Source organism: Allobosea sp. 10N428 (genome assembly GCF_056394545.1).
In genome coordinates this window covers 1,334,671-1,349,634 of record NZ_JBFTIC010000001.1, presented here as the reverse complement: position 1 = coordinate 1,349,634, position 14,964 = coordinate 1,334,671, and the positions used below count along the sequence as shown (strand labels likewise).

Below are 14,964 nucleotides of genomic sequence, written 5' to 3'. Positions count from 1 at the left end.
AGCCAGCTGCCCCCCTGTTATAGACCGCCGCAACCGGCCCGGCCGGACAGGATCGAAAGTAAGAAGTCATGCATCTGAGGATCGGCACGCGCCGCAGCCCGCTGGCGATGGCGCAGACCAATCACGTCATGGGGTTGATCCGGGAGAAGTTCCCGGAGACGGAATTCACCCTCTGCCAGATCGCCACCATCGCGGATCGCGACCGCGTCTCCGAATTCCATCAGTTCGGCATGGTCGGTGTTTTCGCCGTCGAGCACGAGCAGCAGCTCGTGCGCCGCGAGGTCGATTTCGTCGTTCATTCCCTGAAGGACCTGCCGACCGCCCTGCATGAGGGGCTCGTTCTCGCCTCCGTGCCGACGCGCGAGGACCCGCGCGACGCGCTGTGCGGCGCGACGATGGCCTCGCTGCGGCAGGGCGCGCGGGTCGGAACCGGGTCGCTGCGGCGCCGCGCGCAAATCCTCAACCTGCGGCCCGATGTCACCGTCGTGCCGATTCGCGGCAACGTCGGCCCGCGCCTCGCCAAGATCGGCGGCGAGGATGCGCTCGATGCCGTCATCCTCGCCCAGGCCGGCCTGCGCCGGCTCGGGCTGGACGAGGCCTCGTCCGAGATTCTGGCGCCGGAGCTTTTCCCCTATGCTGTAGGGCAGGGCGCGCTTGGCCTCGAAGCCCGCGCCGACGATGCTGCCGTGATCGAGGTCCTGCAGGCCATCCAGTGCTCGAAAGCGCGTGCCGAGGTCGAAGCCGAGCGGGAGATGATGCATGCGCTGGGTGCCGGCTGCAGCTTGCCGGTCGGTGCCTGCGCAAGCTGGGCCGATGGCCGCCTGACCCTGCATGCCCAGGTCACCTCGGTCGAGGGAACGGAACGCGTCGACGCCAGCGACAGCGCGGCGCCCGAACAGGCGCGGGAACTCGGCCTTGCCGTCGCCGAAGCGTTGAAGGCGCGGGGCGGCGGAGCGATCCTCGAAAAGAGCTATCGCGGCTATTACCCGACCTTCAAGACACTGTAGCTTCGGCGAGAACCCTGTTGAATTAGAAAGGCCCGGCATCCTTGTCGGAGCGCCGGGCCTTCTCATGGCCACCGTCGCATTCAGGCGAGTGGCCGCTTCGGAATAGATCAGAGCCGGACGGCGACCTCGCCATGCCGTGCGGCGAAACGCGCCGCCTCCTTCCGGAACAGCATCCAGGCAGGCTGCGGGCTTTCGTGTCCCGGTTCCTGCATCGACATCGTATAGGGGCCCTTGTTGCCGGCCGGCTTGTCGGGGTCGAGCCGCGCGGCCCTGCACATTGCGCGGGCAATCCGTGTGATTCTCTCTTCGTCCATGTCTGTCTCCGCCGCCAGGATTCAGCGGCGACGAAACGCGGAAGCGGGGAGGCGAGTTCCCGAAAATCTCAGGAAAATAAATGAATTAACGATATCAGTGTCTTAGATGGGATCGCGCGGATCCTCGGCGCTCGGCTTGTCGAGCATGGCGCCGGGGCCCCGCGAGCCTGCCCAACGCGTCGCCAGCGCGATCCCCAGTGGAATCGCGATCACGACGATCCACACAACGAAGCGTCAATCCCTGTTCATTCCGTCAATTCCGTCCAGAGCCTTCGCCCGACGGTAGCTTCTTCTGGCCGGCCTGGAAATCCGTCTGTGGCGCCTCCTCCTCATACTCGAATGGCGGGGCGGGGCCTGTCGGATGGGCGGAGTGCGGCGACGGGCCAGGGCGCGTTCCGGGCGCGACCGACTGACCGGCCTGCTGCGGCGTCTCGACCGGCTTGGGCGAACCGACACGATTGAGCATCTCAGCCTCCATAAATGCGTGCCAACACTGGACCAAGCGCCGAATGGCGGCATTGTTCCCGCTGGCTTCAGGCCGCCAGCAGCCCGAGCGCGCGCTCGATCCGCGAGCAGCCCGCCCGGGCGCGCGCCTTGGCATAGCTGCGCTGTAGTTGGCCGCTGGCATAGGCTTCGATGACGATGGCGTGGACATAGCTCTTGCGGACCACGGCCGGCGTGTTGACGAGGCGCTCCGAGATCGCGCGCATGATGTCGGCGAGCTGGCGCTTGCGTCCGGCCTCGGTTGCGACCGTCTCGCCTGAGAGGAGCAGTTCCGCCGCCGCGGCGTTGGCGGCAAGCATCCGCAGATCCTTGCTGCTGACCGGGAGGCCGCAGACCTGCTTCAGATAGGCGTTGATCTCGGCCGCATGGACCGGCGCGACGGACCCGTCTTCGCGGCGATATTGCAGCAGCCGGCGCCCCGGTAATGTGGCGATGCGCGCGAGCGCCCGTGCGAGCGGGGCGTCGTCGACCGCGCAAGCGATATCCTTGCCGCTCTTGCCCCGAAAGTGGAGCGCGATACGCGCGCCTGTGAGCCTGACGTGACGCTTGAGCAGCGTCGAGGTGCCATGGCTGCCGTTGCTCTTCGCATAGCTTTCGTTGCCGACGCGCAGATGGCAGCGGTCGATGATAGCCGCAGCGCAGGCGAGAGCTTTCTCATGGGAAAGCGTGCGGGCCCGCATGTCGGCCGCGATCCGGGCCCGCAGCTTCGGCAGCGCAGCGATCAGCCGGCCCAGTTGCTGCAGTTTGCGGCGTTCGCGCACCTTCTCCCATTCGGGGTGGTAGCGATGCTGTACACGGCCTGCTTCGTCATGGCCGATGGCCTGGAGATGCGCTCGCGGATCGGCGGCGATGCGGACATCCTCATAGGCCGGAGGGATCGCGAGCGAGCGAATCCGGGCCAGCGTGTCTTCGTCCGTGATCTTGGCGCCTTCCGCATCGCGATAGCCGAAGAAGCGCCCATGGCGCACACGGCGGATCGTGAGTTCGTCGGACGAAACGCGCCGCAGTCGTGTCTTGGCGGGCTGTCGTCTAGCTTGCGGGGAGACCGGCATGGCGTGGACTCGCAGATCACTGCTGCGGAAATGCGCCGACACCGACTTGGTTCCGCCGAGTTCAGCATATTCACCACATTTCGACAAGCGCCCTCATTCGAGGGGGTGCATGCGCGGAAATCAGTGGCGTTGCGAAGGYGCCTCGCCAAAACTGTCAAAAAATTTGAACAAGACGAAGAGGGAGAGAATGACGCGTCGCGTGCTGATTGCCGAGTTCATGCATGAGACGAACACCTTCAGTGTTCAGCTCACGGACGAAGCCACTTTCCGGGCGCATGGCGCTTTTCTGGGTAACGAAATCCCCGAGGCTTTCCGCGGTACCCGAACCTCGATGGGGGCTGCCTTCGAGGCTGCCGACAAGTTCGGCTGGAGCCTGACCCATCCGCTGGTGACCGGCGCCAATCCCTCGGGCCGCGTCACCGATGCCGCCTTCGACGTCTTCGCCGGCCATATCGTCAATGCTGCCGATGGCGTCGACGGCGTGCTGCTGCATCTCCACGGTGCGATGGCGACCGAAAGCTCCGATGATGGCGAGGGCGAATTGCTGGCGCGGCTGCGCAAGCGAATCGGCCCGGACGTGCCGGTCGTCGCCGTGCTCGACCTGCACGCCACGGTCACCGAGCTCATGGCCGACAACGCCAATGCGCTGATTTCCTACCGCACCTATCCGCATATCGACCAATACGAGCGGACCTGGCAGGCGGCGGAGCTGCTCGAGCGCGCGATGAAGGGCGAGATCAGGCCCAAGGTCGCACTCGCCCGGCGCCCGATCCTCTATGCGCTCGACGGCGGGCGCACCACCTCGCCGCCCTTCCTGGAGTTGCTGCGCCGCGGTGACGCGCTGGAAGCCTCCGGCGATGCGCTGGTCGTCAGCGTTCAGGCCGGCTTCTCCTCGGCTGACGTGCACGATATCGGCCCCTCGATCGCGGTCACGGCCGATGATCGCGGCAAGGCGCAGGCCATCGCCGAAGAGCTGATGGACTATGCCTGGGAGCAGCGCCGCTTCTCTTCCATCCATTTCACGCCGCTGGCCGAGGCTATGGCCCGTGCCAAGGCCGGCGAGGCCGATACCGGCAAGCCCGGCTACAAGCCTGTGGTGATCTCGGACTACTCCGACAACCCGGGCTCCGGCGCCTATGGCGACGCCACCAACCTGCTGCGCGCGATCCTCGACGCGAAGCTCAGGAATGTCGGCTTCCACGCGATCTGCGACCCCGAGGCAGCGCTCTCTGCGCAGGCGATCGGTGTCGGCAAGCGTGGCCGGATCAAGCTCGGCGGCAAGGTCGATCCCAGCATGGGCGGCGGCCCGCTCGATCTCGACGCTCACGTCGTCGCGCTGACCGACGGATACTTCATGTGCTACGGCCCGATGGCCGGCGGCATCTGGCGCAATTACGGGCTCTCGGCCCTGCTGCGCGTCGACGATGTCGAGATCATCGTCATCACCCATAACGGCCAGGCGACCGATCTCGCCCAGTTCACCTCGCTCGGCGTCGATCCGACGCGGAAATCGACGGTGATCGTCAAGTCGATGCAGCACTTCCGCGCTGCGTTCGAGCCGATCGCGCGCGAGGTGCTGGAAGTCGATACCGGCGCGATCTCGACGCGCAATTTCAAGGAGCGGCCTTACCGCAAGGTGCGCCGGCCGATCTTCCCGCTCGACGACATCTGAAGCCCGGCCGCAAAGCGCCGGCGAAGACAGTAAATGCAGGAGAAAACCATGGCGGTTCAGGCCGATATCGTGCTGCGCAACGGGCCGATCTGGTGCGGGCGTGACGATGGTGTCGTCGAGGCGCTGGCGATCTGGCAGGGCAGGGTGCTCGCGGCCGGCAGCGATGCCGAGATCGCCCCGCTCGTCGGCCCGAAGACGCGGGTGATCGATTTGAAGGGCCGCCTGGCGACGCCGGGTCTCAACGATTCGCATCTGCATCTCGTCTCGCTCGGCATGACCATGGGCTGGGTCAATTCCAAGCCGGAGGCCGCGCCGACGCTGGAGGCGCTGCTGGGCGCGATCTCCGCGCGTGCTGCGACGCTGAAGCCGGGCGAATGGATCCTCTCGCGCGGCTACGATCAGACCAAGCTCGACACCGGCCGCCACCCCTATCGCGAAGAGCTCGACCGCGCTGCGCCGAACAACCCGGTGATGCTCGTGCGCACCTGCGGCCACATCGCGATCTGCAATTCCGAGGCGCTCCGGCTCGGCCGCATCGACGAGAAGTCGCCGACGCCGCAGGGCGGCCTGATCGAACAGCAGAATGGCCGCCTGACCGGCCTGCTCGCCGAGAACGCGCGCGCGCCAGTGCAGGCCGCGATCCCCGCGGCGACCGAGGAGGATATCATCGCCGGCATCGAGCGCGGCGGCCGCTACCTGCTCTCGCTCGGCATCACCAGTTGCATGGACGCCGCCGTCGGCCAGAAGGGCGGCTTCGGCGAGATCGCAGCCTACCACCGCGCCAAGCGCGACGGGCGCCTGCCGGTGCGCACCTGGCTGACCCTGCTCGGCGACGACGGCCGCTCGATCGTGCCTGATTGCTACGAGGCAGGGCTGATCTCCGGCACCGGCGACGACATGCTGATGATCGGCGCGGTCAAGCTCTTCCTCGACGGTTCGGCGGGTGGGCGCACCGCCTGGATGACCGAGCCCTATCTCGGCGAGGACAAGACCACCGGCGTCTGGATGTGGGACGATGCGGAGTTGGAACGCATGGTGCTTGACGCCCACAAGAAGGGCTACCAGCTCGCCTGCCACGCCATCGGCGATGCCGCGATCGAGCAGCTCATCACCGCCTATGAGAAGGCGCTAGCGGCCTATCCCGATCCGGATCGGCGGCATCGTATCGAGCATTGCGGCTTCTCGACGCCGGCCCAGCATGAGCGCATGGTCAAGGCCGGCATCTATCCCTGCCCCCAGCAGGTCTTCATCCATGATTTCGGCGATGCCTACGTCAAGGTCCTCGGACCGGAGCGGGCGCTGCCGAGCTATCCCTTCCGCACCTGGTTCGATCTCGGCCTGAAGCCGGCGACGGGCAGCGATGCGCCGGTCTGCGACCCCAACCCCTTCCCGAATTTCCACACCATGCTGACCCGGCAGACCTGGAAGGGCACGGTGATGGACGAAGGCCAGCGCGTCTCGATCGAGGAGGCCCTGCAGGCCTACACCGAATACGGCGCCTTCTCGCAGAAGCAGGAAGCCGTGAAAGGGCGTCTCGCGCCGGGCTTCCTCGCTGATGTCGCGGTGTTCTCGCGCAATCTGCTCACCGCCGATCCGGCGGATATCCTCAAGGACACGCGCTGCGATCTCACCATTCTGGGCGGCGAGGTCGTCTACGAGCGGGCTTGAGGCCGGCTTTGACCGCGCAGGGGAAGACAAGCGCGGCAAAGCCATTATGGTTCCACTTGGAAGCAAACAACTCCGGATCAGCCGGAGCCGATGAGAAAAAAACGGGAGGAATAATCGTGTTGTTGAAGAAATTTGCCTTTGCCACCGCGCTGACGCTGGCGGCTTTTGCAGTGCAGGCGCAAGCCCAGGCCCAGGAGCCGCGTCGCGGCGGGACGATCCGCTTCACGGCGCCCTATGGCGCATCCTTCGTCAGCAATGACAGCCATGTCTCGAACCAGATCCAGGACGAGATCTACGGCTATGCGCTGCACAGCATGCTCTACAAATGGGATGCGAAGGCCGGCAAGCCGGCGCTCGATCTCGCCAAGAGCGTGACGGTCTCGCCGGACGGGAAGGTCTACACTTTCAAGCTCCGCGACGATGCGCTCTTCCACAACGGCCGCAAGATGACGGCCGACGACATCATCTGGTCCTATACCCGCCTCATGGACGGGGCGAAGAACTACCCGGGCGCGCGCTACATCGCCCGCATCGCCGGCGCCAGCGATGTCCAGAAGGGCCAGGCCAAGGAGATCTCCGGCCTCAAGAAGATCGACGACTACACACTGGAAATGACGCTGACGGACAAGGCCGATCCCGGCTATTTCCTGTTCAGCGCGATGACCGCGATCCTTCCGGCCAAGGAAGCGCAGGCTCCAGACTTCTTCAACAAGCCGATCGGCCTCGGCCCGTTCAAGTTCGTCGAGCACGTCCCCGGTTCGCGCATGGTCTTCGACCGTTGGGAAAAATATTACCAGGCCGGCAAGCCCTATGCCGACAAGCTCGTCATCTCGCCGATGGGCGAGGCGGCTGCGCGCGACGTCGCCTTCCGGAACAAGGAGATCGACGTCTCGATCCTCGGCTCGACCCAGTACGTCGCCTACAAGGCCGATGCGAACCTCTCGAAGGGCATTCTCGAGGTCGCCGAGGTCTTCACACGCAACATGGGTATGAATCCGAGCTTCAAGCCCTTCTCCGACAAGCGGGTGCGCCAGGCGATCAACCACGCCATCGACAGCGACCTGATTATCAAGCGCCTGGTCCGTGACAAGGCCTATCGCGCCGCGGGCTGGCTGCCGCTGTCCTCGCCGGTCTTCGACAAGGACGCCAAGCCCTACGCCTACGATCCGGAAAAGGCCAAGAAGCTGCTGACCGAGGCCGGCTATCCCGACGGCTTCGAGTTCGAATGGACCGCGACGCCGAACGAGAGCTGGGGCATTCCGATCGTCGAGGCGACGATCCCGATGCTCGCCAAGGTCGGCATCAAGGTGAAGGTCAAGCCGGTCGAGACCTCGGCCCTGGGCGGGGTCGTCGTGGGCGGCGACTTCCAGGCCTTCATCTGGTCGAACACCTCCGGCCCGGACTCGCTGACAGCGCTGAAGTGCTTCCACTCCGCGACGCCGCGCTCGTCCTGCAACTACACCACCTTCAAGAACGCGGCCTATGACAAGCTGATCGACGACGCCTCGGCCGAGAACGATCCGGCCAAGCAGCTCGAGCTGCTGAAAAAGGCCAATGCCATGCTGCAGGACGAGGCCCCGGTCTGGTTCTTCAACTATAACAAGGCAGTCATGGCCTATCAGCCCTGGCTGCACGGCCTCCAGCCGAACGCGACCGAGCTCGCGCTGCAGCGCTACGAGGATCTCTGGGTCGACGCCACCTCGCCGGCGGCGAAGTAAACCGTCCTGAGCTGACGCCGTCGCGCGACAGCGCGGCGGCGTCAGCTTGTCCGCATTCGAGCGTCGGTGGCGGCGCCCTGCACAGCGGCTTCAGGAGCCCTCGTCATGTTGCCTTATGTCTCGCGTCGCCTGTTGCAGGCGATCCCGATCCTGCTTGCGGTCGCGGCGCTGATCTTCGTGCTGTTCAGCGTCATTCCCGGCAGTTTCGCCACCAGCCAGATGGCGGACGGGCGCAGCAATATCGACGCCGAAACCATCGCGCGCATGAACCAGCAGTTCGGCCTTAACGATCCGCTGCCGCTGCGTTTCGCGAAATATGTCGGCGGCCTCGCCACCTTTGATCTCGGCGACTCCTTCCGTACCCGCCAGCCGGTGATCAACCAGATCGGCGAGCGGCTCTGGCCGAGCCTTCAGCTCGCGCTCGGAGCCATGCTCTTCGCCATCGTTATCGGCGTGCCGCTCGGCTTCTTCGCTGCGCTGAAGCCGGGGAGCTGGGTCGATATGCTCTCCATGGTCTTAGCGGTCTCGGGCTTGTCGCTGCCGATGTTCTGGCTCGGCCTCCTGTTGATGTACGGCTTCGCGCTGACGCTCGGTTGGTTCCCGAGTTTCGGCTATGGCGATGGCGATCCGCGTTACATCGTGCTGCCGGCGATCGCGCTCGGCGTCTCGCCGCTGGCCCTGCTGGCGCGGACATCGCGCGCCGCCGTGCTCGAGATCATGCATGCCGATTTCGTCCGCACCGCCCGCGCCAAGGGCGCGAGCTCCTTCCGCGTCATGCGCTGGCACGTTGCCCGCAACGCTCTCGTCATCGTGCTGACCACGCTCGGCCTGCAGTTCGGCTCGGTTCTGGGCCAGGCGGTCGTCGTCGAAAAGCTCTTCGCCTGGCCGGGCCTCGGCTCGCTGCTGGTCGACAGCGTGACCTGGCGCGACATCCCGGTCGTGCAGGGCTGCATCCTGACGATCGTGCTCTTCTTCCTCGTCGTGAACATCGCCGTCGACGTGCTCTGCGCCATCGTCGATCCGCGCATCAAATACAGCTAGGTCCCCGCCGATGAAGTTCCGTGCCAATCTCTGGATCGGCGGCGCCTGTTTCGCGCTCGTCGTGGCCGGTGGCGTCTTCGCGCCCTGGTTCGCCCACACCGATCCCGTCATGGACGCCAATTTGATGAATGCCGAGATCCCGCCGGGCTCGGAGTTCTGGTTCGGCACCGATGCGCAGGGCCGCGACATCTATAGCCGTGTGCTCTATGGCGCCCGCATCTCGCTGACGGTCGGCATCGTCTCGCAACTGATCAATACGGTGATCGGCGTGGCGCTCGGCCTCTCCGCCGCCTATTGGGGCGGCTGGTGGGACGATTTCGTCAGCGGCCTCACGAACATGATGCTCGCCATTCCCTCCCTGATCTTCGCGCTGGCGATCATGGCGATCCTCAATCCCGGCCTCACCAGCCTGCTGATCGCGCTGGGCCTGACCAACTGGTCCTTCACCTGCCGCTTGACCCGCGCTGCGACCCTTTCGGTCAAACAGCTGGGATATGTCGAGGCCGCCCGTTCGCTCGGTTACGGCACCTTCCGCATCATGTTGACGCAGATCCTGCCGAACATCGCCGGCCCGATCATCGTCATCGGCACGCTCGGCATGGGCGGCGCGGTGCTCGCGGAGGCCTCGCTCTCCTTCCTAGGCCTCGGCATCCGCCCGCCGTTCCCAAGCTGGGGCAGCATGCTTTCGGATGCGCGCGACCAGATCTCGACCGCGCCGTGGATCTCGATCTTCCCGGGTCTCGCGATTTTCCTGACCGTGCTCGGCCTCAACCTGCTAGGGGACGGCCTGCGCGATATCCTCGATCCGCATTCGCAGCTTCGCAAAGCCTGACAGCAGACCCATGACGACTCCAGACCTGATTGATCCGCCGCTCGAAACCATCCGCTTCCACGGGCTGAAGGCGGGGCCGAAGCTCCTCGTCTTCGGTGCCGTCCATGGCAACGAGACCTGTGGGCCGAATGCCATCGCCCGCGTGATGGAGGATTGCCGGGCCGGCCGCGTCGCGATCCAGCGCGGCGAGGTCACCTTCCTGCCGGTCGCCAATCCCAAGGCCTATCGGCAGCATACGCGCGAGGGCGATCGCAACCTCAACCGCGACCTGCGCGAGCGTCCGCAGCCTGATGACAATGAGGACCGGATCGGCAACCGCCTCTCCGCCATTCTGCGCCAGCACGACATGCTGCTCGACGTCCATTCCTTCACAGGGGAGGGCGTGCCCTTCGTCTTCTTCGGGCCGGACGATAATCGCGGCGATCTCGAGCCTTTCCGCCATGGTGCAGCCGAAGCCGCCTTCGCCGCCTGCCTCGGCGTCGACCTGATGATCCATGGCTGGCTCGATATCTATGTGCGGCTGATTGCGGCACGCGAGAAGCTGAATCTGCCGCGGCTCGCGGTGACCGAAGGCTTCGGCACCACCGAGTTCATGCGTTTCGCCGGCGGCTATGGCGTGACACTCGAATGCGGCCGCCACGAGGACCCGGCTTCGGTCGATGTCGGCTATGCTGCGATCCGCAATGCGCTTGCCCATGTCGGTCTGACGGACGAGCCGCCGCCGGCGCCAGAGAAGCGGGTCGTCGTCCACATGGACGACCTCGTCATCTGCGAGGCCGAGGGCGACCGTGTCGAGGGCGCCTGGAAGACCGGCGATCGCGTCGCCAAGGGCACGCCGATCGCCCGCCGCGCCGACGGCACCGTCGTGACGATGCCGCGCGACGGCTTCATCATCTTCCCCAATCCCAAGGCCAAGCCCGGCGAGGGCATCTGCTATCTCGGGACGGAAAGTGCGCGCCGGATCTGAGCGCGGCGCTTACTGCACGATGCCGCGCTTGGTGCCGAAGCCGGGGATATTGCAGCCGCAGCCGGAGCCGTAGGGCAGCGGCGGTGTCGGGCAATCGCCCCGGCCGGTGACGCACATATTGCCGTAGCGCGGCCGATAATATGGGCGCTCATAGCCATAATCGCGGCGGTAATAGCGTGGCGGCGGCGGACGATCGTCCTCGTCGTCTTCGTAGGACGGCCCGTTGCGATAGGGTCCGCCGTAATACTGAGCCTTGGCCGGGATCGCGCAGAGCAGGACGGCGCAGGCGAGAGCCGAGACCGTGAACTGACGCCGGAACATGGTCTTTCCTTTCGGTTTCCTCGCCGACACTCGGGCACGGCAAGGCGATTCGTTTCCTCCTAGCCGGGGTACGATGAACGGACGCTGATATGACCTGCTTTTGGCCGGCTCAGGAAAGCAGGATAAGGCGGCGGCTTTGCGGCCTGCGGCCGCGATCCAGTGCCTTTCGCGGTCACGGTGAGGGCGCGATGGCGATCAGGAGCTCGCCAGCCGCTGCCGTCGCCCCCGGCCGGGTGGCGATCCGCGCGACCGTTCCCGCCGCCGGACTCTTCAACTCCATGAAGAGCTTCATCGATTCCAGCACGGCCACGACCTGGCCGGCGGCGATGCTGTCGCCTTCGGCGACATGGATGGCGGCGACCGTTCCCGGCATGGTGGCGCGAACGGAATCGCCGGTCTGCCCCTGTGCGGCGCGGGCGGCGGCCGCTGCCTCAACCGCGAGCGCGATCTCGATGCGCCCTTCGAAGCTGCCATGGCGCAGGAAGATGCCGGAGCGATCCGGCACCGCGTCGACGGACAGGCGCCCGCCATCGAGCAGAAGCGTGTAACGCGTCGCGCCAGCTGCCGCCACGGCAACCTCGACCTGCCGGTGATCGGTCGTGACGAGAATGCCCTCATCTGTCCCGTCCGCCCGCAACCGGCGGGTCTCGCCGCCCGAGGTCAGTGCGAGATGGCAGGCACCGGGCTTGCCGGCCGAAGCGAGCAGTCGAAAGCCTTTCAGCGTCCTCCATGGCCCGGCCGCAGCATTGCCTCGAGCCGTAAGCCAGATCGCCGCTGCGACCGCGTCCTGTTCCGCGGAGTCGTCGCCCGAAGCTTGCCAGCCTGCGGGCCAGGTCTCGCCGATGAACAATGTCGTGGCCTCGCCGCGCGCGAACACCGGCTGTCTCAGCGCATCGACGAGGAAAGGCCGGATCGTCGCGGGCCCGAATACCGTCATGCGGTCCAGGCCATCGGCCAGGCGACGCCGCGCCGCATCCCGGTCCGGCCCATGGGCGATGACCTTGGCGAGCATCGAGTCGTAGAAGGGCGACACGGCGCTGCCTGTCCCGACGCCGCTGTCGACGCGCAACCCTGCCGGCTCGCGCCAGAGCGCGATCGTGCCGGTATCGGGGCGGAAGCCTTCATCGGCGCGCTCGGCCGTCAGCCGCGCTTCGATCGCGTGGCCGGTGCAGGTGATCTCCTCTTGGCTGCGCGGCAGTTCTTCGCCGGCCGCGATGCGGATCTGCCATTCGACGAGATCGAGCCCGGTGATCGCCTCTGTCACGGGATGCTCGACCTGCAACCGCGTATTCATCTCGAGGAAGAACACCTCCTGCGTCGCGGCATCGACCAGAAACTCGACCGTGCCGAGATTGTCGTAGGCGATGGCGCGAGAAAGCTTCAGTGCATGCTCGTGCAGCGCGGCGCGCGCCTCCGGCTTGAGGTTGGGCGCCGGCGCCTCTTCCAGCAGCTTCTGGTTGGAGCGCTGCACCGAGCAGTCGCGCTCGAAGAGGTGGACGATGTTGCCGTGCCTGTCGCCTGCGATCTGCACCTCGACATGGCGCGGGCGCGTCACGAATTTCTCGAGCAGCAGGCGCCCGTCGCCGAAGGCGGCTTCGGCCTCGCGGCTGGCGGTGGCGATGGCGCTGTCCAGCTCGGTTTCGTTCTCGACCTTGCGGATGCCCTTGCCGCCGCCGCCGGCGGAAGCCTTGACCATCACCGGCAGGCCGATGCGCAGCGCCGCGCGCTTCAGCGCCTCGGGCGACTGGTCGGCGCCGTCATAGCCCAGCACGCCCGGTACCCCGGCTTCGCGTGCGATCTGCTTGGAGCGGATCTTGTCGCCCATTGCCTCGATGGCTTGGGCGGAGGGACCGACGAAGGCGATGCCGTTTGCCTCGCAGGCGGCGATCAGGTCCAGCCGTTCCGACAGGAAGCCATAGCCAGGATGGATCGCCTGTGCGCCTGTCTTGAGCGCGGCTGCGATGATGCGGTCGGCGCGCAGATAGGAATCGCGCGCCGGGGCGGGGCCAATATGCACGGCCGTGTCGGCGAGCCGGACATGCAACGCGTCCTTGTCGGCGTCGGAATAGACCGCGACGGTGCGGAGGCCGAGCTCGCGGCAGGTCCGGATGATGCGGCAGGCGATCTCGCCGCGATTGGCGATGAGGAGAGTGTCGAACATGGCGCCGCTCACATCCGGTAGACCGGCCGCGTGCCGGTGTCGCGGGGTTCGCCCGCTGATAGCGCGAGGCAGAGGCCGAGCACGTCGCGCGTCTGCTCGGGCTCGATGATACCGTCGTCCCAGAGCCGGGCGGTGGCGTAATAGGGGTCGCTCTGCTCCTCGAACTGGGCGCGGGTGCGCTTGCCGAGTTCGGCGATGGCTGCTTCGTCCGCGGCGCCCTTGAGCGATTGCCGGCGCAATTCCGTCACCACGGTCGCGGCGACCTCCGGGCTCATCGTCGCGATGCGGGCATTGGGCCAGGAGAACAGGAAGCGGGGCCTAAAACCTCGCCCGCACATGCCGTAATTGCCGGCGCCGTAGGAGCCGCCGATCAGCACGGTGTATTTCGGCACACGCGCATTCGAGACGGCATAGACGAGCTTGGCCGAATGCTTGGCGATGCCACCGCGCTCAGCCTCGGTGCCGACCATGAAGCCGGTGATGTTCTGCAGGAAGAGGAGCGGAATCTGGCGCTGGTCGCAGAGCTCGATGAAATGCGCGCCCTTGACCGCGCTCTCCGAGAACAGGACGCCGTTATTGGCGAGGATGCCGACCGGGTAGCCGTGGATATGGGCGAAGCCGGTGACGAGGGTCGCGCCGTAATCCGGCTTGAAGGCGCTGAAGGCGCTGTCATCGACCACACGGGCGATGACCTCGCGGACGTCATAGGGCCGGCGCAGATCGGTAGGCACGATGTCGACGATCTCAGCCGGATCGAGCTTCGGAGCGGCGGGAGCCTGCGGGGGCGGCGTGATGCGGCCGATTTCGCCGAGCGCCCCGACGATCTCGCGCAGCTTCGCCAGCCCTTCCATCTCCGTTTCGACGAGATGGTCGCTGACGCCGGAGACCAGCGTGTGCATCTCCGCCCCGCCCAGCGTCTCGCCATCGACGATCTCGTGCACGGCCGCCTTCACGATCGGCGGCCCGCCGAGATGGATGCGGCCGGTGCCCTTGACCATGATGACCTGGTCGGAGAGCGCCGGGATATAGGCGCCGCCGGCGGTCGCGCCGCCGAAGACGATCGATATCTGTGGGATGCCAGCGGCCGACATCCGGCACTGGTTGTAGAAGGAGCCGCCGAAATGGTCTCGGTCGGGGAAGACGCGATCCTGCTCCGGCAGGAAGGCGCCGCCGCAATCGACGAGGTAGAGACAGGGCAGGCGATGCTCCTCCGCGATCTCTTGCGCGCGCAGATGTTTGCGCACCGTCTCGGCGAAGAAGGAGCCGCCCTTCACCGTCGCGTCGTTGGCGATCAGCATGCAGGCGCGGCCTTGCACGACGCCGATGCCGGTGACGATGCCGGCGCCCGGCACTTCGTTGCCGTAGAGCCCCCAGGCGGCGAGCGGCGAGAGTTCGAGAAAGGGTGTTTGCGGATCGAGCAGGAGGTCGATGCGCGCGCGCACCATGATCTTGCCGCGAGCCTCGTGGCGGGCGCGCAGCTTCTCGCCGCCGCCTTCTGCGACGAGGCCGTGGCGCTGGCGCAGCGTCTCCAGCATGGACGAGAGCGGGGGAGGGGTGGTGGAGATGCCCGGATCGGTTTGCGCCATATGCCTCTCCCGCGAAGATATCCTCAGCCCTCATCCTGAGGAGCCGCGGAACGCGGCGTCTCGAAGGATGCTCCAGTGTGCGTCGGAGCCGTCTGGAGCATCCTTCGAGACGCGCCTTCGG

13 protein-coding genes are annotated in these 14,964 nt (G+C 66.3%); 7 read left to right on the top strand and 6 right to left on the bottom strand.

What is annotated here, in order from left to right; translation table 11 throughout:
• Window positions 1–68: 68 nt before the first annotated feature.
• Window positions 69–1,007 (top strand): hydroxymethylbilane synthase, encoded by a 939-nt coding sequence (hemC, locus tag AC1DDA_RS06235; RefSeq protein ID WP_476795059.1) that lies wholly within the window; start codon window positions 69–71, stop codon window positions 1,005–1,007.
• A 107-nt stretch (window positions 1,008–1,114) separates the two neighbouring features.
• On the opposite strand, the gene AC1DDA_RS06230 is transcribed toward hemC, so the two are convergent.
• The 3 genes from AC1DDA_RS06230 to AC1DDA_RS06220 all read right to left on the bottom strand — a co-directional run bounded on the left by AC1DDA_RS06230 (window position 1,115) and on the right by AC1DDA_RS06220 (window position 2,877).
• Window positions 1,115–1,321, bottom strand: coding sequence for a hypothetical protein (locus AC1DDA_RS06230; protein ID WP_476795058.1), 207 nt, complete (start codon window positions 1,319–1,321; stop codon window positions 1,115–1,117).
• A gap of 253 nt (window positions 1,322–1,574) precedes the next feature.
• Window positions 1,575–1,787 (bottom strand): hypothetical protein, encoded by a 213-nt coding sequence (locus AC1DDA_RS06225; protein ID WP_476795057.1) that lies wholly within the window; start codon window positions 1,785–1,787, stop codon window positions 1,575–1,577.
• Window positions 1,788–1,854: 67 nt separating this feature from the next.
• Window positions 1,855–2,877 carry a DNA topoisomerase IB gene (locus AC1DDA_RS06220; protein ID WP_476795056.1) on the bottom strand — a complete coding sequence of 341 codons (1,023 nt, stop codon included), beginning with the start codon at window positions 2,875–2,877 and terminating at the stop codon, window positions 1,855–1,857.
• 187 nt (window positions 2,878–3,064) lie between these two features.
• On the opposite strand from AC1DDA_RS06220, the gene AC1DDA_RS06215 reads away from it, so the two are divergent.
• The 6 genes from AC1DDA_RS06215 to AC1DDA_RS06190 all read left to right on the top strand — a co-directional run bounded on the left by AC1DDA_RS06215 (window position 3,065) and on the right by AC1DDA_RS06190 (window position 10,775).
• On the top strand, window positions 3,065–4,549 hold the full coding sequence (locus tag AC1DDA_RS06215) for a M81 family metallopeptidase (protein ID WP_476795055.1): 1,485 nt from the start codon (window positions 3,065–3,067) through the stop codon (window positions 4,547–4,549).
• Window positions 4,550–4,597: 48 nt separating this feature from the next.
• Complete coding sequence (locus tag AC1DDA_RS06210) at window positions 4,598–6,217, top strand: amidohydrolase (RefSeq protein WP_476795054.1); 1,620 nt, start codon at window positions 4,598–4,600, stop codon at window positions 6,215–6,217.
• Between the two features lie 122 nt (window positions 6,218–6,339).
• Window positions 6,340–7,935 (top strand): ABC transporter substrate-binding protein, encoded by a 1,596-nt coding sequence (locus AC1DDA_RS06205; protein WP_476795132.1) that lies wholly within the window; start codon window positions 6,340–6,342, stop codon window positions 7,933–7,935.
• A gap of 105 nt (window positions 7,936–8,040) precedes the next feature.
• Complete coding sequence (locus AC1DDA_RS06200) at window positions 8,041–8,976, top strand: ABC transporter permease (RefSeq protein ID WP_441510779.1); 936 nt, start codon at window positions 8,041–8,043, stop codon at window positions 8,974–8,976.
• Window positions 8,977–8,986: 10 nt separating this feature from the next.
• On the top strand, window positions 8,987–9,808 hold the full coding sequence (locus AC1DDA_RS06195) for an ABC transporter permease (RefSeq protein ID WP_441510780.1): 822 nt from the start codon (window positions 8,987–8,989) through the stop codon (window positions 9,806–9,808).
• Window positions 9,809–9,818: 10 nt separating this feature from the next.
• Complete coding sequence (locus AC1DDA_RS06190; RefSeq protein WP_476795053.1) at window positions 9,819–10,775, top strand: succinylglutamate desuccinylase/aspartoacylase family protein; 957 nt, start codon at window positions 9,819–9,821, stop codon at window positions 10,773–10,775.
• Window positions 10,776–10,784: 9 nt separating this feature from the next.
• Here the strand turns inward: AC1DDA_RS06190 and AC1DDA_RS06185 are convergent, their stop codons facing one another.
• The 3 genes from AC1DDA_RS06185 to AC1DDA_RS06175 all read right to left on the bottom strand — a co-directional run bounded on the left by AC1DDA_RS06185 (window position 10,785) and on the right by AC1DDA_RS06175 (window position 14,843).
• Complete coding sequence (locus AC1DDA_RS06185; RefSeq protein WP_476795052.1) at window positions 10,785–11,096, bottom strand: hypothetical protein; 312 nt, start codon at window positions 11,094–11,096, stop codon at window positions 10,785–10,787.
• A gap of 172 nt (window positions 11,097–11,268) precedes the next feature.
• Window positions 11,269–13,257: an acetyl/propionyl/methylcrotonyl-CoA carboxylase subunit alpha gene (locus AC1DDA_RS06180; RefSeq protein ID WP_476795051.1), complete on the bottom strand. Its 1,989-nt coding sequence runs from the start codon at window positions 13,255–13,257 to the stop codon at window positions 11,269–11,271.
• An 8-nt stretch (window positions 13,258–13,265) separates the two neighbouring features.
• Window positions 13,266–14,843, bottom strand: a complete 1,578-nt coding sequence (locus tag AC1DDA_RS06175; RefSeq protein ID WP_476795050.1) for an acyl-CoA carboxylase subunit beta — start codon at window positions 14,841–14,843, stop codon at window positions 13,266–13,268.
• Window positions 14,844–14,964 lie beyond the last annotated feature (121 nt).